General features: G+C 26.9%; 17 protein-coding genes. All 17 read right to left on the reverse strand.

All coding sequences use genetic code 11. The features are described 5' to 3' along the window. Window positions 1–22: 22 nt before the first annotated feature. Window positions 23–1,375: a signal recognition particle protein gene (gene ffh / locus TEGL_RS14185; protein ID WP_018589723.1), complete on the reverse strand. Its 1,353-nt coding sequence runs from the start codon at window positions 1,373–1,375 to the stop codon at window positions 23–25. Beyond that, window positions 1,372–1,740, reverse strand: coding sequence for a YlxM family DNA-binding protein (gene ylxM, locus TEGL_RS14190; protein ID WP_018589724.1), 369 nt, complete (start codon window positions 1,738–1,740; stop codon window positions 1,372–1,374). Before ylxM ends, ffh begins: the two co-directional genes overlap by 4 nt. 98 nt (window positions 1,741–1,838) lie before the next feature. Beyond that, a complete protein-coding gene (gene ftsY / locus TEGL_RS14195; RefSeq protein WP_018589725.1) occupies window positions 1,839–2,996 on the reverse strand; it encodes a signal recognition particle-docking protein FtsY in 1,158 nt (385 codons plus the stop codon). 34 nt (window positions 2,997–3,030) lie between these two features. Then, entirely contained in the window at window positions 3,031–6,579 is a 3,549-nt protein-coding gene (gene smc, locus TEGL_RS14200) for a chromosome segregation protein SMC (protein ID WP_018589726.1), read from the reverse strand. 129 nt (window positions 6,580–6,708) lie between these two features. Beyond that, a complete protein-coding gene (locus TEGL_RS14205; protein ID WP_018589727.1) occupies window positions 6,709–7,779 on the reverse strand; it encodes an elongator complex protein 3 in 1,071 nt (356 codons plus the stop codon). Between the two features lie 17 nt (window positions 7,780–7,796). Continuing rightward, complete coding sequence (gene rnc / locus TEGL_RS14210; protein WP_018589728.1) at window positions 7,797–8,501, reverse strand: ribonuclease III; 705 nt, start codon at window positions 8,499–8,501, stop codon at window positions 7,797–7,799. A 114-nt stretch (window positions 8,502–8,615) separates the two neighbouring features. Continuing rightward, window positions 8,616–9,089 (reverse strand): CD1247 N-terminal domain-containing protein, encoded by a 474-nt coding sequence (locus TEGL_RS14215; protein ID WP_018589729.1) that lies wholly within the window; start codon window positions 9,087–9,089, stop codon window positions 8,616–8,618. Between the two features lie 90 nt (window positions 9,090–9,179). Then, window positions 9,180–9,737, reverse strand: coding sequence for an elongation factor P (efp, locus tag TEGL_RS14220; RefSeq protein ID WP_018589730.1), 558 nt, complete (start codon window positions 9,735–9,737; stop codon window positions 9,180–9,182). Window positions 9,738–10,068: 331 nt separating this feature from the next. Next, window positions 10,069–11,349, reverse strand: a complete 1,281-nt coding sequence (gene aroD, locus TEGL_RS14225; RefSeq protein ID WP_018589731.1) for a type I 3-dehydroquinate dehydratase — start codon at window positions 11,347–11,349, stop codon at window positions 10,069–10,071. Window positions 11,350–11,803: 454 nt separating this feature from the next. Then, window positions 11,804–13,741 carry an FAD-dependent oxidoreductase gene (locus TEGL_RS14230; RefSeq protein WP_018589732.1) on the reverse strand — a complete coding sequence of 646 codons (1,938 nt, stop codon included), beginning with the start codon at window positions 13,739–13,741 and terminating at the stop codon, window positions 11,804–11,806. 155 nt (window positions 13,742–13,896) lie between these two features. Further along, window positions 13,897–14,481, reverse strand: a complete 585-nt coding sequence (locus TEGL_RS14235) for a TetR/AcrR family transcriptional regulator (protein ID WP_018589733.1) — start codon at window positions 14,479–14,481, stop codon at window positions 13,897–13,899. 294 nt (window positions 14,482–14,775) lie between these two features. Further along, window positions 14,776–15,297: a hypothetical protein gene (locus TEGL_RS14240; RefSeq protein WP_018589734.1), complete on the reverse strand. Its 522-nt coding sequence runs from the start codon at window positions 15,295–15,297 to the stop codon at window positions 14,776–14,778. Further along, window positions 15,287–15,721, reverse strand: a complete 435-nt coding sequence (locus tag TEGL_RS14245; protein WP_018589735.1) for a GspH/FimT family protein — start codon at window positions 15,719–15,721, stop codon at window positions 15,287–15,289. Before TEGL_RS14245 ends, TEGL_RS14240 begins: the two co-directional genes overlap by 11 nt. Before the next feature lie 20 nt (window positions 15,722–15,741). Further along, window positions 15,742–16,338, reverse strand: coding sequence for a hypothetical protein (locus tag TEGL_RS14250; protein ID WP_018589736.1), 597 nt, complete (start codon window positions 16,336–16,338; stop codon window positions 15,742–15,744). Next, window positions 16,319–16,675 (reverse strand): hypothetical protein, encoded by a 357-nt coding sequence (locus TEGL_RS14255; protein ID WP_018589737.1) that lies wholly within the window; start codon window positions 16,673–16,675, stop codon window positions 16,319–16,321. The genes TEGL_RS14250 and TEGL_RS14255 overlap by 20 nt, the downstream gene beginning before the upstream one ends. Before the next feature lie 16 nt (window positions 16,676–16,691). After that, on the reverse strand, window positions 16,692–17,546 hold the full coding sequence (gene aroE / locus TEGL_RS14260; protein ID WP_018589738.1) for a shikimate dehydrogenase: 855 nt from the start codon (window positions 17,544–17,546) through the stop codon (window positions 16,692–16,694). 59 nt (window positions 17,547–17,605) lie between these two features. Next, complete coding sequence (locus TEGL_RS14265; RefSeq protein WP_018589739.1) at window positions 17,606–20,095, reverse strand: PAS domain-containing protein; 2,490 nt, start codon at window positions 20,093–20,095, stop codon at window positions 17,606–17,608. Between the last annotated feature and the right edge of the window lie 13 nt (window positions 20,096–20,108).

Here is a 20,108-nt window from a genome sequence, read left to right on the forward strand (position 1 = left end):
TTTGTTTATTTTTGTGTATTATTTATTTAAAGAAAGGAAGTCCGCCAAGTGCGCCTCTTTTCTTCATACCTTTTTGATTACCCATAAACATCTTCATCATTTTTTTCATTTCATTTAATTGTTTTACAAGTCTGTTTATGTCTTGCACGCTTGTCCCACTACCTTTTGCTATTCTTCTTTTTCTAGAAGCATTTAGTAACTGAGGGTTACGTCTTTCTTCTAAAGTCATAGATTGTATTATGGCTTTAGTTCTTTTCATTTCTTTTCCATTTAAGTCCACATCACCAAGTTGGCTTTTTATATTACCCATACCTGGCATCATTCCAAGAATTTTATCTAATGGACCCATATTTTCTATTTGTTCCATTTGAGTTAAGAAATCTTCGAAGTCAAAATCTTGTTTTCTTATTTTACTTTCTAGTTCCTTAGCTTTTTCTAAATCCATAGCATCTTGAGCTTTTTCTATTAAACTTAGTACATCTCCCATTCCAAGGATTCTCGATGCCATTCTGTCTGGATAGAATGGTTCTAAGTCGTCTAGTTTTTCACCCATACCTATAAATTTAATTGGTTTTTGTGTTACAGCTCTTATTGAAAGTGCTGCCCCACCTCTTGTATCACCATCTAGTTTTGTAAGAACTACACCGTCTAAGCCTAAAGCTTCATCAAAACTTTGTGATACATTTACTGCATCTTGACCTGTCATAGAGTCAACTACTAATAAAATCTCATGAGGTTTTATTTCTGTTTTAATAGATTTTAATTCATCCATTAAAGTTTCGTCTATATGAAGTCTACCTGCTGTATCTATAATAACTAAGTCATGATTATTTTTTAGTGCATGACTTAACCCTGCCTTTGCTATATTTACTGGGCTTTCTTTGTCACCCATATTAAATACTGGTATATCTAATTTTTCTCCTACAACTTGTAATTGTTTGATTGCTGCAGGTCTATAAACGTCACAAGCTACTAATAAAGGTCTTTTACCTTGTTTTTTGAAGTGATTACCTATTTTACCTGAAGTAGTTGTTTTACCAGCACCTTGAAGACCAACCATCATAATAATTGTAGGTGGTTTCGAAGATATCATTACTTTACTTTGTACATCTCCCATAAGAGCAGTAAGTTCTTCGTTTACTATCTTGATAACGTGTTGAGCTGGAGTTAAACTTGTCATAACTTCTTGTCCAACACATCTTTCTTGAACCTTTTTTATAAAATCTTTAACAACTTTAAAGTTTACGTCTGCTTCTAATAAAGCAAGCTTAACTTCTCTCATTGCATCTTTTACATCTTTTTCTGTAAGTTTTCCTTTTGATTTTAACTTACCAAGTGCACCTTGCAATTTATCTGATAAACCTTCAAATATCATTTTAACAACTCCCTACATATTTGTTCTATTGTTTCTAACTTAGGGATTAAATTAGCACAATCTCTATTTTGCAATAAATCTTGTTTAATGTCAACAATTTTATCTTCAAGTGATTTTAGGATTTTTTCTTGCTCGTTATTTTGCGATACTAAGTGTAGTTTGCTTTCATATTCTCTTAATATCTTTTCTGAACGTTTAAGTGTATCGTAAACTCCTTGTCTAGATACATTAAGATTTTCACTGATCTCACCTAACGAATAATTTTCTTCATAATAAAGTGAAACTATTTCTTTTTGCTTATCAGTTAATAATTCTTTATATTGTTCAAATAATAACCCGATTTCCACCATCTTCTCTATATTCATAACTTCACTTCCCAGTGTATACTGTAAAGGTTAATTACTTTACACATTGTATTTTATATTAAAACTAATTTATTGTCAATATATATTTCGTCTAAATTTTACCCAAATAATGCCTCTGAAAATGCTTTAGCATCAAAGTCTTGTAAATCTTCCATTTTTTCTCCAACACCTATTAATTTAACAGGTACATCTACTTCAGATTTAACAGCTAAAACAACTCCACCTTTTGCAGTACCATCAAGTTTAGTTAAAACAAGTCCTGTTATATCACATACTTGTTTAAAGCTTTTTGCTTGAGATACAGCATTTTGTCCAGTTGTAGCATCTACAACTAGTAATACTTCTTTTTTAGCTTCTGGATATTCTCTATCTACTATTTTAAATACTTTTGATAATTCATTCATTAAGTTAGCCTTATTGTGTAGTCTTCCTGCTGTATCACAGATTAATAAATCAATATCTCTTGCTTTTGCAGCTTTTATTGAGTCAAATATTACAGCTCCTGGATCTGCACCTTCTTGGTGTTTTATTATATCCACATCACTTCTCTTAGCCCATACTTCTAATTGGTCTATGGCAGCAGCTCTAAATGTATCGCCTGCCGCTATTAAAACTTTTTTACCTTCTTTTTTGTATCTGCTAGCTAGTTTTCCTATTGTTGTAGTTTTTCCAACTCCATTAACTCCTACCATTAATATTATTGTTGGTTTATGGCTAACATCTAAAGTTGAATTTTCATTAGTTAATATTTCTTCTATTATTAACCTCAATTCTCCTTTAACATCTTGAGGATCAGTTATTTTTTTAGTTTTTATTGCATCTGTTAGTTTTTCAATTATATTCATTGTTGTATCTACACCAACATCTGCTGTTATTAATATCTCTTCAATTTCTTCTAATAACTCATCATCAACTTTTGTATATGATTTTAAAACTTGGTCTACTCTATCTGTTATACCTTGTTTAGCTTTCGATAAACCTTGTTTTAATCTTTCAAATAAACTTGTTTTTGGTTCTTCAGCTTTCTCTTCAACAATTTCTTCTTTTTCTTCTACTACTTCAACTTGAGGTTTCTCTACAACTTGAATATCTTCCTCTATTGATGTATCTAAAGAAACTTCTTCTATAGCTTCAACTATTTCATCTTTTACTTCTTCTTTTTCTTCTACTACTATTTCTTCTTCACTTACAGCTGCTTCTTGAACTTCTTCTTGTATTTCTTCTTTTTTGTTCTTTTTGAAAAACTTTTTAAACACTCTGCTTCCTCCTAAGTATACTTTACTTTTCTTATTAAATAATATCAGTCATTTCTTCTGCTTCATTTAAGCTTAAAGCTATGACTTTTGAAATAGCTCTTTGTTCCATAGTTACACCATAAATATAGTCTGCTGCTTCCATTGTACCTCTTCTGTGGGTTACAGCAATAAATTGAGTTCTAGATGTTAATTCTTTTAAGAATGTTCCAAATCTAGCTATATTGCTATCATCTAGTGGAGCTTCTATCTCATCTAGTATACAAAACGGTGTTGGTTTTGCTAGTAAAATGGAGAATAGTATACTAATTGCTGTTAATGCCTTTTCTCCTCCTGATAATAAACTTAAATTTTTCATCTTTTTACCTGGTGGTTTTGCAGTAATTTCTATATCACTTTCTAAGATGTTTTCTTCATCTAAAATAGTTAGATTCCCTTCTCCTCCACCAAATAGTCTATTATATACATATTTAAAGTTTTCATTTATCTTATCAAATTCTTCTTTAAATTGTACTTTCATATGTTCTTCCAACTCTACTATTATTTCTTCTATAGCTTCAATAGATTTTTGTAAGTCTTCTTTTTGCTCGCTATAGAAATCATATCTTTCTTTTGTTTCTTTGTACTCTTCTATGGAATCCACATTTACATTACCTAAAGATCTAATATCTTTTTTAATAGAATCTAATATTTTTTTATTTATTTCTATTTCATCATCTCTAAGCTCTACTGCTTGTAAGTATGTTAGATTATAGTCTTCAAATAATTTAAAGTTATTAGTCTCCTTATTTGACTCTAATTTTTCAATTTTAGATTCAACTTTAAATATGGCTTCTTTTAACTCCATAAATTGTTTATCAATATTTTTAAGTTTTATATTATTATCATCTAGATTTTGTTTTAAATTTTCCCTAGCTATTTTTTTATTCTCTAATCCTTTGTTATTTTCATTTAATTGATTTTTTAAATTTTCCTTTTCTCTATCTTCTAGGATTATTTTTTTATCAATATCTTTTATTTCATTTTCTTCTTCATTATTTTCTTTCTCAATTAAAAGCTTTTTGCTGTGAAGTTGATTTAAATATTCTTTTATCCTTTCCATATCTGCATTAAAGGACTTAAGTATTTCTTTGTATTTTGTAAGTTGAAGATTTATATTGTCAAATTTACTTTTTTCCGTTTCGTAAATTTCACTTTCTTTATTAAGTTCTTCATTTAAGACTTCTATATTCTCTTTATTGCTTTTATGCTTGTCATCAATATCTTTTATTTGAGATTCTAACACTTCTTTCTTTTGAAGAGTATAGCTTAAGTTTGATCCTAGATTTTGTTTTTCATTTTCCAACTTTTTCATACTAGATAAGAAGTTATTTATTTCTTCTTCGTATCTTGAATAAGATGAATTACTAAATATTAATTCTTTATCTAGGTTTTTCATTTCTTCTTCATAAGATTGAATATTGTCTTTACAGCTTATTATGTCTTTTTCTATAGATACTAGTTTTTCTTGTATAGATGCATTTTCTTCCCTTGTAGTTTTTATTTTCTCATTAAACTCATTTATAAGTCTTTTTCTTGATAAAATATTTCCACTTGTTTTTAGAGAACCTCCTGTTAAAGAACCTCCTGGATTTAATATTTCACCTTCCAGTGTTACTACCTTATATTTATGTCCAGTTTCTCTAGCAAATTTAATTCCTTCATCTATATTGTCTATTACTATGGTTCTTCCTAGTATATTCTCTAGTATATCCCTATATTTATCATCATAGGATATTAAATCACTGGCAATTCCAATAAAATTAGTTCTAGTTTGAATATTGTTAATCTTTTTAGATTTGATTATATTCATAGGTAAAAAAGTTACCCTACCAATTTTATTTTGTTTTAAATAATTTATGGCTGCTTTTGCACTATTTTCATCAGCTGTTATTATATTTTGCATATAAGCACCAAGTGCTGCTTCAATAGCTTTTTCATACTTTTGTGGAACAGTTACCACTTGTCCTAAAGCTCCATATATTCCATTAAGATTTTTATTTTTCAGAACCTCTTTAACTCCTCTGTTAAATCCTTCATAATGATTTTCCATATCGATATAAACATTTAATTTAGAGCTATATTCTTTTAGAGCGTAGTTATTATTTTGCATCTTAGTATTTAAGCTTTGATTATCTTCTTTTAATTTTCTAAGATTTTCATAATAATTATTTACTTTATTTTTTAAATCCTCAATTTTTTCTTTTTTATTATTTATTTCATTTTGGATTTTTTTTAAAAGTTCTTCCTTAGATTTTAATTTTTCATTTATTTCACTAATTTCTACGTCTATATTTTCATTTCTTTGATTAATGTTATCTTTATTGGCATTTAAAGTTGATAATTTATTACTTACATCTTGTTTTTCATTAAGTAATTTAATTATTTCATCTTTTAAATTGTCAATTCTATCATTCAACTCTTCAATTTTATTCTTATTGGTTTCATTCTTTTCCATAAAAATATTAAGCTGATTTTTGAATTCATTTATTGATTTTTCTTTTTCTTCTTTTTCATTATTTATTTTTTCTAAGTTTTCTTTATTATCTTTTAAGGATTTATTTATATTTTCTAGCTCCTCAGTATTTCTTTTTATTTTAGTAGAGCTATTATCTTTTCTTTGATTTAATAAATTAATCTCATAATCTTTTTTATCTATTACAGATTTAATAGAGTTTATATATTCTGTAGCCTTTTCTATGGATTTATCTATTTCTTCTATTTGAATACTAACCTCTCTTGAGTTTTCTTCAAATAGTATTTTTTCTTTATCAATCTGTTCTAATTCTTCACCTAAAACTTCATATTGACTATTTATTTCTTTTAATTGTTGTTCTATTCTTTGTATTTCCCTTATATAATTGTTTACTTCTAATTTTTTTAACGTTTCACTAAGGTCTAAGTATTTCCTTGCTTTAACTTGTTGATTATAAAGTGGTTTAATTTGATTTTCTATTTCCACATATATATCATTAATTCTGTCTAGATTTTCCTTAGTATTTCTTAAGTTTCTCTCTGACTCTGTCTTTTTATATCTATACTTAGATATTCCACAAGCCTCATCGAAAACTTTTCTTCTATTTATTGGGTTATTGCTTAAGATTTCATCAACTTTACCCTGTTCTATAATGGAATATCCATCTTTACCAATTCCTGTATCTAGAAGAATCTCTTTTATATCTTTTAATCTACAGTTTTTATTATTTAAATAGAATTGACTTTCGCCATTTCTATAAGCCCTTCTCTTTATGGTAACTTCACTATAATCTATATTTAACTTTCCATCCGAATTGTCTATTGTAAGAGCTACCTCACAGAAATTCATAGGCTTTTGGTTATCAGATCCAGCAAATATAACGTCTTCAAGTTTGTCTCCTCTAAGACTTTTTATACTTTGTTCTCCAAGAACCCATCTAACAGCATCAGATACGTTACTTTTACCACTTCCGTTTGGTCCAACTATTGCCGTTACACCTTCTTTGAAGATTATATCTGTTTTGTTTGGGAAGGATTTAAATCCTTTTAACTCTAATCTCTTTAAATACAATGCTTACATTCTCCCTTCCTTACAAAAATTCACTGCGTTCATATCGCCAATGATATGCCTTTGTTACCACTTCAGGCAACTCCATTGCTTAAAATTCACTGCGTTCATAGCGCCAACGATATATTTTTGCTACAAGTTATAAATATTATAAAGTTCTTTGTACATATCCCCTGCTTTAATATTTACTTCCTTATTATCATCTAATATTATTATAAATTCATTTTCGTCTATATTTTCTGGTTTTGTCTTCATATTAATATTAAGTTCATTTTTGAAGAATAATTTATTCCTTTTCTTATTACCAACTACTTTTGATATATTTTTATTGTTTGTTTTTATTTCTAAGTTGCTTACAGTCTTATTTTGTATAACAAGATAATGTAAGTAGTCTTTGAACATTTCCCCTTCAACTAATTCTCTAAAAGCTGGATGATAAGGTCCGTCTACTATTCCTTTTCCAAGCTGTATATCTTCTGTTGCTTGAAGCCCAACTCTTATAACATTTATGTTGTTAACATAAAATAAAACTAAAAGCTTTTTAACAATTGAAATACATTCTTCTAAAGTAAAAGGCTTGTAATCCCCTCCATTTAATAATGTTTCAAGTCCTGTATCCTTTACTACTAATGTTGGATAAATTCTTACACAAAATGGATTTAGTTCTATGAATTTCCTTGCAGTTTCAATACATTTTTCTTCTGTATCTGATGGTAGTCCAACCATCATTTGAAGTCCTAAGTTTATACTAGACTCTTTAATTAAATGTGAACTTTTTACTACACTTTCAATATCATGTCCTCTAGCGCTATCATGAAGTACTTTTGCATCCATTGATTGTACTCCAAGCTCTATTATTGTTGTTTTATATTCTTTTAATCTATTTAATATATCTAAGCTAATACAATCTGGTCTTGTTGACATTCTTATATCTGATACTAAACCCTTGTCTACATATTCTTTAGCCACTGATAATAACTCATTTTGCGTTTTTTCATCTATTGCTGTAAAGCTACCACCAAAAAATGCAATTTCCACACTGGCATCCTTCGGAATAGTAGGTAAATATTCTTCTATAATATTTCTTGCTTCTTCACTAGTAACTTCTGTGCTAACTCCTGTTATTTTCTTTTGATTGCAAAATATACAATCATGAGGACAACCTCTATGTGGCACGAATATGGGTATTATTCTCTTTTTCATTTTATCAACCTCTTAAGTTAAATTTTTTGTGATTTAAGAGCAGATTTTGCAGCAACTTGTTCTGCATCTTTTTTACTTTTTCCTTCTCCCACACCTAATACTTCATCATTGATTCCAACTTCCATAACAAACCTCTTATTATGGTCTGGCCCTTTTTCTTCAACTAAATTATACCATATATGTTGTTCACCTTTGCTTTGTAAAACTTCTTGAAGATATGTTTTATAATCTCTAAAAATTTTACCTTCAATAGAATTTTCTATTATTTCTTCCATAAATTCAAATATAAATTTACTTGCTTCTTCTAATCCACCATCTAAGTAAATAGCTGCAATCACTGCTTCTAAAGCGTCTGCTAAAATTGATATTCTGTCTCTTCCGCCAGTAGCTTCTTCACCTTTTCCAAGTAATAGGTACTCTCCTAAATGAATTTGTCCTGCTACTTCACTAAGTGACTCTTCACATACAATATTTGCTCTTAGTTTTGTAAGTTCACCTTCTGGAAGATTCTTTTCTTTTTTAAATAAATAATCACTTATTACTATACTTAAAACTGAATCTCCAAGAAATTCTAATCTTTCATTGAATTTATAATTTTTATTTTCATTTGAATATGAACTATGAGTTAATGCTTCTAAAATATAGCTTTTGTCCTCAAATATATAATTAATTGTTTCTTCAAACTTACTAATGTTATAAATTGCTTTTTTATTAACGTTCATTGTTCCTCCTTAAATAATTATATCATTTTATAGTGTACTATTTTCAATAAAATAATGCAAAAAACCTATGGAGCAGAAAGCTTCATAGGCAAAATATTTTAGTAATTTTCTGTTCTATTTCTCTTCGTGATCTTCGCAGCTGCAACCACATCCACAACAATCTTCATCTTCTTCTGATGATAATATTATTGCTTGGCAGTTAGGGCAAATAACATCTACTGAATCATCAAATAATAGTTCTTCGTCTATGTCAACTAAATCGCCACAATTTGGGCATTCCATTTCTATGTAACTTAATTCATCTTCTTCATCATAATCTTCATCATCGTAGTCATCATAATCTTCATCAAAGTCATCATCGTCTTCTTCATATAATATGTCTTCTACGTCTGATAAATCTTCGTCAACACTTTCCACATATTCCACTAACTCATCATAATCTTCTTGCATATCATCTAATGTGTCAGCTAAGTTTTCAAGTACATCTATTATCTTGCATATCATTTTGCCTTCTTTAGTTTCGCTTTCTATTTCTAAACCTTCTGCCAAACCTCTTAAATATGCTACTTCTTCGCCTAGATACTTCATACGTTAATACCTCACTTTCATTTTATTTATAAACTAAAAGCTCATATATCATTATTATTGAGATATATAAGCTTTTTATACATTAAAATATTAAACTCTTGATAAATATTCACCAGTTCTAGTGTCTATTTTTATTTTGTCACCTTCATTTATAAATAAAGGTACTTGAACTACCGCACCTGTTTCAACTGTAGCTGATTTAGTTACGTTTGAAGCAGTATCTCCCTTTATTCCTGGCTCAGTTTCAGTTACTGTTAATTCTGCAAAGTTTGGAGCTTCTACTTGGAATGGTTGTCCTTGGTAGAATCTTATAGTTGCTACTTCGTTTTCTTTTAAGAATTTTATAGCATCTTCAACTTGCTCATAGTTTAACGGTATTTGATCATAAGTTACTTCGTCCATGAAGTAGTATAATTCACCATCATCATATAAGTATTGCATTTGCTTAGTCTCTATTAATGCTTTTGGGAATTTATCACTTGGGTTGAAAGCTTCTTCTCTTATAGCTCCTGTTTTTAAGTTTTTGTATTTTGTTCTCACGAAAGCTGCACCTTTTCCTGGTTTAACGTGTTGGAAATCAACTATTAAACAAGGTTGTCCATCTTTTTCGAAAGTTACACCTTTTCTAAAATCTCCTGCTGTTACCATATCTGTTCCTCCATCTAAAAAATTTGTCATCATATATGTCTTGATGATATCTATTAACTTGATCCCAATACATATCATCATATGAATTTAAATTTTTAATATCCAATAAACTTATTAAGTAAATTGCATATTTTTACAAAATAATTTTTTCTCTTAATATAATATCATACATTAAGTTATTTAAACAAGTTTTTAACTAACTACTTTATTATATTTTTATAATTTATCTATTTTTTATACTAAATCACTAATTTTAAATAATGTTACTTTAGTAAAAATTTAATAAAAGCCTTTATTTACTTATGAAATTGTGTTTTTAGTGACTTATAAATCATAGTTTATTTATTATTTCTTCACAAATTTTTTCTATACTTTTATTATCTGTATTTATAATTATATCTGCCGCCTGTAAATATCTTTCTTCTCTTTTCTTCATTAAGGTTGATATATATTCTTTATTCATATTATTATTTAAAATTGGTCTATCTTTGCAAGACTTTACTCTTTTGTATATGGTATTAGAACTTGCTGTAAGTAATATTACTCTTCCCATTGTTTTCATCAATTTAATATTGTCTTCCTTTATTACTATTCCTCCTCCACAAGAAATAATAGTATTTTCCTTCTTTGATAATTCTAGCAAAGTGTCTTTTTCACATTTTCTAAAATACTCTTCTCCATTGATAGAGAAAATTTCATCAATAGTCGCATTTTCTTTTCTTTCAATATATTGATCAGTATCGATGCTTTTCATTTTTAATACTTCACTTAGCTTTTTTGATACAGAGCTTTTACCAGTTCCCATAAAACCAACTAATATAATATTATTTTTTTGTAAATTAATCTCTTCCTTATAATATTTATTGATTATTTCCAGAGAAATATCTAAATCTTCAACACCTATTTGTCCTGGTGCAGAAGCTTTTGATCCAGAAGCAAATGTTAAGCAAGATCCAAATATTTGTCCACTCATACGGCTTATTATACCCTTAGTTCCCATAGAAATAGTTATTATTGGAGTTTCATTATATTTTTCTTTCATTATATTAGTAACTTCTAATAATTTAATTACATCTATATAATCATTGGGCATAACTGCCAATTTAGGAATATCTCCCTTTAATTTTTGCATTCTTATTAAATCTTCAATCATTTCATTTTTAGAAGGTGTCTTCTCAAAATCATGTTTAGAAATAATTACTTTAATATCATTATTATGAGCTATTTCAACCAACTGTTTTGCTTTTTCATCTCCAACTCTAAGCTCCACATCAATAATATCTGTAAGCTTTTTTTTACATATGTTTTTATATAAGTCCATATACTCATTTTCACTTATATTTATTTCTCCACCTTCTTCTTTACTTCTAATAGTAAAAATCAAAGGCTTATTATTCAAAATTTTTTTTATTTTATCTAACAAATTACATACTTTTGTAATATCTTTAATATATTCATAAAAATCACATCTTAATTCTACAATATCTACATTCATTGAAGATATTTTTTCACATTCTTTTATTATTTCTGTTTCACTTTTTCCCACTACAGATGTACAAATTTTAGGTTTGCCACAACCTAGTTCTATATTTTTAACTATTACACAATTCATATTATTCTCCATAAGTTCTGTTTTTAAATCACATATATTTTTATATTTTAGTTTAATTAGATTGTATACTATTATTCTACTATTTGAACACAATAAAACGAAATAAAATTTTTTTAACATAAAAAAATATAAGTAAATTATTGTAAAATAACATAATATATTGTAATTTATAGTTATAGATATGAATGCCATATCTATAATTTGTTTTTGTTATGTGTTGTTTAAAAAATGTTTATTTATGTGTGTATGTAAACGGAAAAAGGAGTTGTCTCAAAATGATTTTTAAATTATTAAAGAGATGGCTCTTTTTTACATTTTTCACAGTAAATAGTGCACAGAATTTGCTCTTAAAATAAATGTAATTATGCATTCTCCTAAATATTCATTAGTTAAAATAAAAAGAAACCCAAGTATAATTCTTAGGTTTATATATATAAAGTTAATTAATAACTCATTATATTTGTCTTGCCACGTCTACTGCCTCCTTAACACAATTCAATGCTCTTCTAGCTTTAATTGCATCTCCTATTATATGATAAGGTATATTATTTTCATCGCAATATTGTGATATTTCCTTATGATTGCGAGCTTTTGAACCTATTGACACAACTATATAATCACAATGTATTTCTTCTAAAACTCCTTGTTTATCAATAGCCACTGAATTCTCTTTTATTTCTACACATTTAGCATTAGTTATAGTAGTTATTCCTTCTTCATATAAATTCTCCATTACACAAATTTTACGAAGTTGCCCCAAATCTTTGGCTACTTCATTTAACATTTCAACAACAGTAATCTTTCTAACTTTACCTGAAAGATACTCAGCAACTTCAAGGCCTACTAATCCACCACCTACTACCACTATATTTCCTTCTAATTTAACTTTTCCAGCTAATACATCATGAGAATTTGTAACATTAGCAAAATCGGAACCAGGTATATTAAGTTTTATTGGAGAAGAGCCTACTGCTACTATAACTTCATCTGGATTTATACTTTTAATTACCTCAGGTGTTACCTTTGTAGATAGTCTAATTTCAATACCTGCTTTCTCACATTCTTCGCCCATATGAATCGCTGCCAATTTCATTTCTTCCTTCCTTGGTGCTGCTCCAGCTAATAGAAATTGACCTCCTAATGAATCGCTAGCTTCACATATTACGGGAATATGTCCTCTTTCTTTTAGAGTAGTTGCAGCCTGTAGCCCTGAAACTCCTCCTCCAATAATTAGTACATTTTTAGATTTTTCAGCTTTTATCAATTCATATTCTTTCTCTCTTCCTAAAGCTGGATTTCTTAAGCAAGTTATAAAAGGAACATCTTTGGAGTTAAAACCATCAAAACATCCTTGGTTACATCCAACACAACGTATAATTCTATCAGCTTTTCCTCTCATAGCTTTATTGCAAAACTCTGGATCTGCAAGTTGCCCTCTTCCTATAACAACCATATCTGCTTTGCAGTCCTTAATAATTTTATCAGCTTGCTCTGGATCATTTATTCTACCTACAGCAACTGTGACTAAACCAGTTTCATTCTTTATTCTTGTTGCATTATCAACATTAAACCCTCTTGGTAAATCTACTGGTGGTACTTCATATTTAATAGCTGCACTTGAAAAGTTTCCTCTTGAAACATCAACCACATCTACTCCTGCATTCTTAGCTAATTTACAAAATTCAATTACTTCTTCAATAGTTAAACCATCTTCAACATAATCATCAAATGCATCTATTCTCATAAATAGTGGCATATCTTCTGGTATATTATTACGTATAGCTTCTATACATTCCAATAAAAATCTTGAACGATTTTCAAAAGACCCACCATACTCATCTGTTCTCTTATTAAATGCCTTGCTTAGGAAAGAATGCGGAGTATAGTTGTGTCCTGCATGGAACTCAACCGTATCAAACCCTGCTTCAACTGCACGTTTTGCTGCTGTTCCAAAAGATTCAACAGCTTCTTTAATTATTTCAATACTAGCTCCTGATATTACATAATTAGGAGAGGCTTGAAAATCAGTAGGCAATACAACCATTGCACTTGGATCACCAAATAATACCGCTGATCCTCCTAACCATAATTGGGCACCAATTAACCCACCTTCATTATGAATTGCATCAACTAATTTCTTCATTCCTGGAATGTATTTATCATCAGATAAAGCCAAAAAATTCTTTGGTGATGATTTACTGTATACAGAACATACTTCTGTAAAGTTTAAACCATTTCCACCTTTAGCTCTGGCTACATGATAATCAATCAGTTGATCAGTTACATAGCTATCTCCATTAAGCATTTTTGTCCCCATAGCAGGAAATATAACCCTATTTTTTATCTCCAATCCCCTTATTTTTATAGAATTAAATAAATGATTATAATACATAATATCCCCCTTAAAATTTATTTTTTATCAAATTAATATTCTTGTTTTACTTTATTATATTCCATCATTATATTTTAATCAATATGTTTAAAACAAAATGTTTTAATTTCATAAAAAAAGAATATATTTGCATTTTCAAATATATTCTGGCTCACTTAACTGTTTTTTAGCATATTTAATATATATCTTATATACTCTATTCTTTTTTCTTTATCATTAATCAATTCATTTTTAAAGTCCTCTGTATTAAAATCACTGGTAGGATAAATAATTGATGATAAAAATACCATCTTTACATATGTAAATCTACTTTCAGATGTTGTAATTACTTTTTTTAAAACTCTATCTAACTTTTTATTTAAAGATTCTGTAATATCTATTATCTCCCTTGATATTTCTTCATCTTCATCCGACTTAGCAGCTTCCCTTTGCATTACAAGCACTCCTGGGTATCTTAATGCATATTCTATTATTTCATTAGCACATAGGATTAACTTTTCTTCATCACTAAGCTCTTCATTATCAAGCTTGGAATATGCTAAAATTGTGTTCTGAATATAAAATTTTTGAACATTTTTTATCATTTCATCTTTACTTCTAAAATAATAATTTATTGCACTTACATTTACTTCTGCTTCCTTTGCTATTGTCCTAATAGGAACATTTAATGAACCATTTTTTCCAAAAAGGTATAGTGCCCTATCTAAAATTTTTTCTTCTATATTTTTAAGCTCTCTCACTTTTTCACCTCATCTAAAAATTTTAATTTATACTTTTTAAGTTTGTAACTACATTGTATTTTCAATCAAACTATTTGTATTTATAGCTTTATACTATATTAACATTTACAAATAATATTATATCATAAGACTATTTATGAAAATTACTTTTCTATATACTAACATCAATTCATTGTTGTCAAAGCAATAATAACTATATAATATACACTAAAATATCATCATATAAACTATCACCGTACTTTGCAATTGTTTTATCACATAAAAATAGAACGATTAATATCGTCCTATTTTCATTCAAAAGTTTTTTATATAAGATTTAAAATCTGTTTCATATTTTTCATCATTTTTACTTAAATTAAGTTTAACAGATACCTTGTTATTTTCTATCATAACAGATATAAAATCAACATAGTCACCTATTTCATAACCTCCAGTTTCACTATTTCCACTAGTATTTAATGTATTTATAAACAGTTTTTTATTGCTCTTATAACTTACTTCCTTATCTTTCATATTTCTATATTGATTTTTATATTTACACTTTATTGAATTAATTTTTATATAAGATGAAGTATCTCCTTTTATGATTTTTCCATTCAAATCACGTATACTTATAACTCCATCGCTATTTTCTATAACTTTATTAATTTGGTAACACATTTCTTCACCTTGTTCATATAATTCAACATTGTCTTCAATAGTTTTTTTATATTTATTACTAAAGAATAAAAAGGAATATAAGCTTAAGGAAATAGTTACTATAATAAATAGGGATATTATACTTTCTAAAAGCAAGTAACCTTTTCTAATTTTCATATATTCCCTCTTTGTATAGTACCCTTCCGCTTACTGGTACTATTGTAATATATTTATAATTATCACCTTTATTAATACTTATGGTTCCACCGCCATTTTTATATAGACCACTAGTATAAAAAGATACTAATGAATTATTCTGGCCTATTGGAAAATTTAAATTTACATTCTTAGGTAGATGCACTCTTTTATCTTCTTTTTTATTTTTATGTAAAATATAGGACCATTTGCTATCTTCATTTAAAAACCTTATATAAACATTTTGATTGTTTAGCATATTTTCTCTTCTTACATAACGTATATCTGAACATAATTCTCTTGCAAAAAAATCTATTTTATAATTATCACCTTCGTATTTCATAAAACCAATACTGGATAAGATGACTATTATACTTATTGTTGTTATAAGCTCAAGCGTGCTCACATTCCTTCTCGCTTCATATATTATTTCTCCTCGTAATTGTAAAACGTAATTAAATCACCTTCATTTATTTTAGTAAATTTATCCTCAGCATTTTCAATATTAGCTTCTATATTTGAATATTCTTCTTTAATATCTGATTCTTCTAATTTTTTCTCTGCTTTTCCAAACCAAGGATTTTTAATTTTAACGCTTATTAATGCATATTTATCATGATTATTAATTTTACTTTTGGTTGAAATTTTATAATGAATATATTCCTTTGTAGACAAGTTATCATCAAAAGCCATATCTATAGTTCTACTTGTAAGACCTGTATTTTCAATTTTCTTTACTTTATTTATAAATATGGCACTATTATTTTTAGTTAAATAATTATAAAATTCATCTTCTATTTCTGTGTTTTCCACAGTATACTTAACTTCTTTAAGCATATTACTATAAATAAGTTCAATAACTCCAAGATTCTCTTCCTTAAGCTTCTCAGTTTTATATTCTAACTCACTAATTCTGTTATTACTTAAAATCAATCTGGAACATGTAATAGAAATTAAGCTAATTATTGTAAATGTAATAACAGACATAATTAAAATTGAACCTTTACTCTTTCTTTGTAACATAAGTATTAAGTTCCATTTCTCTATTATTATCTGATACTTTAACTCTTAAATCATAACAATTATAATAACTAATTTGAGTAACCAAAGTTTTCACTTTAAAATTGTTAACCATTTGCTCTTTATTATATCCGTCTTTATTAGTACTCTTTTTTATTTTATTTCTTTCATCTTCTATTTTTTCCTTAGCTATATATAGCATCTGTCTATTATGATTATTTTTCTTAAGCAAAATAATATTATTATGCAATGTTGATGTGATTATAAATACTATCATACTAACAATAAATAAGCTTATTACACATTCTAAAGTTGTGAACCCTTTTCTTTTAATCCTCATCATCCTTCCTAAATTTTTACTTTAGTGAATTGAAATATATATTCTTTATTTCTTCAAGATCGTCCTCACTTGCTTTTATATTTTCCCATATTTCATAAGCTAATAATCCTTGATTAATTAACATATTAATGCCATAAACAACATTTAAATTCTTATTCTTCGCCCAAGACAATAATGCAGTTTCATGAGGCTTATATACAATATCACAAACTAGTAAATTTTTAGGTGGATTTATATTAACATCTATTGGACAGTCCTTAGATTCCATTCCTATAGGCGTAGTATTGATTAAAATATCAAAATTTTTCAAATCATTTTCTTCTACTGGATTTGTGTCATAGTCGGCTTTTGACAAGAAATTACTATTAATTAAGTTACAAATATTCTTCGCATTTTCTTCACTTCTATTTCTAATTTCAATATAAGAAACTTCTTTGTTAGCCAATTCTACTGCTATACTTCTACAAGCTCCTCCAGCTCCTAAAATAATTATTTTTTTATTTTTTAAATCATAACCTTCATCTGTTAAAGATTTTATAAATCCTATACCATCTGTGTTATAGCCTACTAACTCATTATTTACATTTTTTATTGTGTTTACAGCTCCTATAAGTAGTGCATTTTTGTCTACTTTATCTAGGTATGAGATTATATCTACTTTATAAGGAATTGTTACATTGCAACCTTTCATATTAAAAGTTTTTATACTTTGTGCTGCACTTTCCAAGTTATTTTTTTCTATTTCAAAACACATATAAATATTATTTTTTTTATATTTTTGTGATAAGAAATTATGTATGCTTGGTGAAAAGCTTTGACTTACTGGTTGTCCAAAAAGACCTATTAATTTTGTATTAGAATTTATATTCATAGTAGCTCCTTTATTATGTTTATTATCATATCTTTAGTAATTTATACTTCTTATTGTAACTATAAATCACATATTTTCTTATATTCATTATAGATAAAGTTTTCATCAATTACTTTAATAGTTTTTTCACCATCGTTAATATTTTTTTCAATATTAAGTTCCATTTCTATTAATATACAATCATCTTTATTAGTTTTCATGTCTACTTTTCCCTTATATTTGTTTACAATTAACTTTGCAATAGACATGCTTAAATTAAGAATTTTTTCTTCATAATTATCAAGATATTGCTCATAGTTATACCTTTTAAAATTTTCTATTGTAATTATTACTTTATCTACTTTAGTTTTTATATTAAAATCAATTGTACTTTTTATCCTAGAATTTTTTACTACCACAGACAATAAGGTAAGAATAGCTTTAGTCATATCATCTGGATCTAATTTCGTATATATTTCTTCTTCATCTGTATCAAATACTATATTAATGCCTTTATACTCAGTATACTTATTTAATTGAGTAACTATATCTTCACACAAAGATACTATATCGTAAATTTCATTGCTTTCATTATGGTTATCTTCTTCTAACTTAGATAGTTCCATAATTTTATTAATTAATGTGATCAAAACTTCCACATGTTTCTTCATAACTAATATAGAATTGGCAAACTCCCCATTAGGCTCTCTTTTTATAACATCTTTACAATTTCTTTCTATAAATTGATTACTACTATGAAGTAAGTTCGCCGGCGTTAATAGTTCATGTGACATATTAATAAAGAAATCGTCCTTATCCTTATTAATAATTTCACTTTCTAAAATTTCTTTTTTCATTGATTCTACTTTAATTTCTTCTGTAATATCTCTAATTATTAATACCATTTTAGTAGATTTATTAATATTAATAAGTACCACACTACTTTCAATATTAATTAATCCTCCGTATCCATCCTTTAGGGTTTTTCTTATATATTTAATATTTTCGTTTATATTACCAGAACTAATTGCTATGTCATTATATATTTCATCCAAGTCCATATTCTCTATATCTTGAATCTTAAATAATTCAAAGAAAGTATCATTTGCATACTCAAACTCTTTACTTTCATAATCTAGTACACATATGGCCTCTGGTATAGTATCTATTAAAGTTTTATATTGATTTGTACTCATTTCTAATTTATTAAGTAACTTTTTATAATTAGAAATATCCTTTATTTCAATTAAGCTAATTTCCTCATTATCCTCAATAAATTTTAACCTGTCTATAAATAACGAAATTTCTTTGCTGTCATCATCAATATAGTTAATTTCACCTTTTGTAGCACTATTTAGAATAATATTTTTAATATCACTATTATCTAAGTCTATATCTAATTTATAATTATTATAAATTATCTCTTTATTTTTCTCTAATATTATAGAGTATGGTATATTTTCAACTATCTTTTTATACTTTACATCATTTTCTTGTATCTTTAATGCCATTTTTTTTTCATATGTTATATCAGATAATATACAAATTACTTTTGAAGATTCATATTCTTCATATAAAGAAATTACACATTCAAAAATCCTACCATCTTTTATTGTTACTTCCGTAATTACACTTTTACTATAATATCTTGCATCTTCTATACTCTTTAAAAATTTTTCTTTTTCTATCATATTGTCATTTAAGAAATCATCTAGTTTTATTGCTGTATTATAGTCTCTATATGAACTAAACATAGTTTTAAAAACAACATCATTATTAATGATGTAATTATCTTCGTCAATTAATAGTGCACTTTTCTTAAACTGTCCTAGAAGAATATGCAAGTTTTTTTCTTTTAAATCATAGTCATCTTGCAGTATTTTATTAACTATTCTATAATTATTTAATCTTTCATCATATAATTTCATATTTATGGCACTTCTATTTAAATTACTTTCTGTTTTAGAATATTTGATGCTAGGCTGTTCAATATAAATTATATATGTTTTAAAGAATATAAGTGAAACAATTAATAAATCTAGAATTATATTGCTATATATAAGCCAGTTAATAATATGACTTTGAAGTACTAACATAAAATTAATAATATAATATAGTGAAATAGTCTGTATCACCTTAGGATATTTACTATAAAACAAGTATATATTTCCTATAATAAGACTTATAATCATAAAATTATTTAAATTATCAAGTATATTATTAAGGCTTAAATAAAATGAAAATATGCAAACCACATAATTTATAAAAAAAATAATTTTTCTATGTAAACTTATCTTTTCGTCATTAGATATAAGATAAAATAATATTAGTACTATTATATCTCCTACTAAAAACATGTAAAATAAATTATAATCATTAGAAATTATAATGTTTGCTGCTATTCTTTTTAAGTAATAGCACACTTTCATTGTTAGAATGGTTCCTATTAATACTAGTTGAATTATATTTTTTTTGCTCTTTCTAGTACCTATACTAGATAAAATAATAAAAAAAACACATAAGAATAAGGAAATCGTTAGTGTATTCAAATTTACAATAAAACCATTCATTTCTCCCCCTCCT

This window comes from Terrisporobacter glycolicus ATCC 14880 = DSM 1288 (assembly GCF_036812735.1).
Classification (GTDB): Bacteria; Bacillota; Clostridia; order Peptostreptococcales; family Peptostreptococcaceae; genus Terrisporobacter; species Terrisporobacter glycolicus.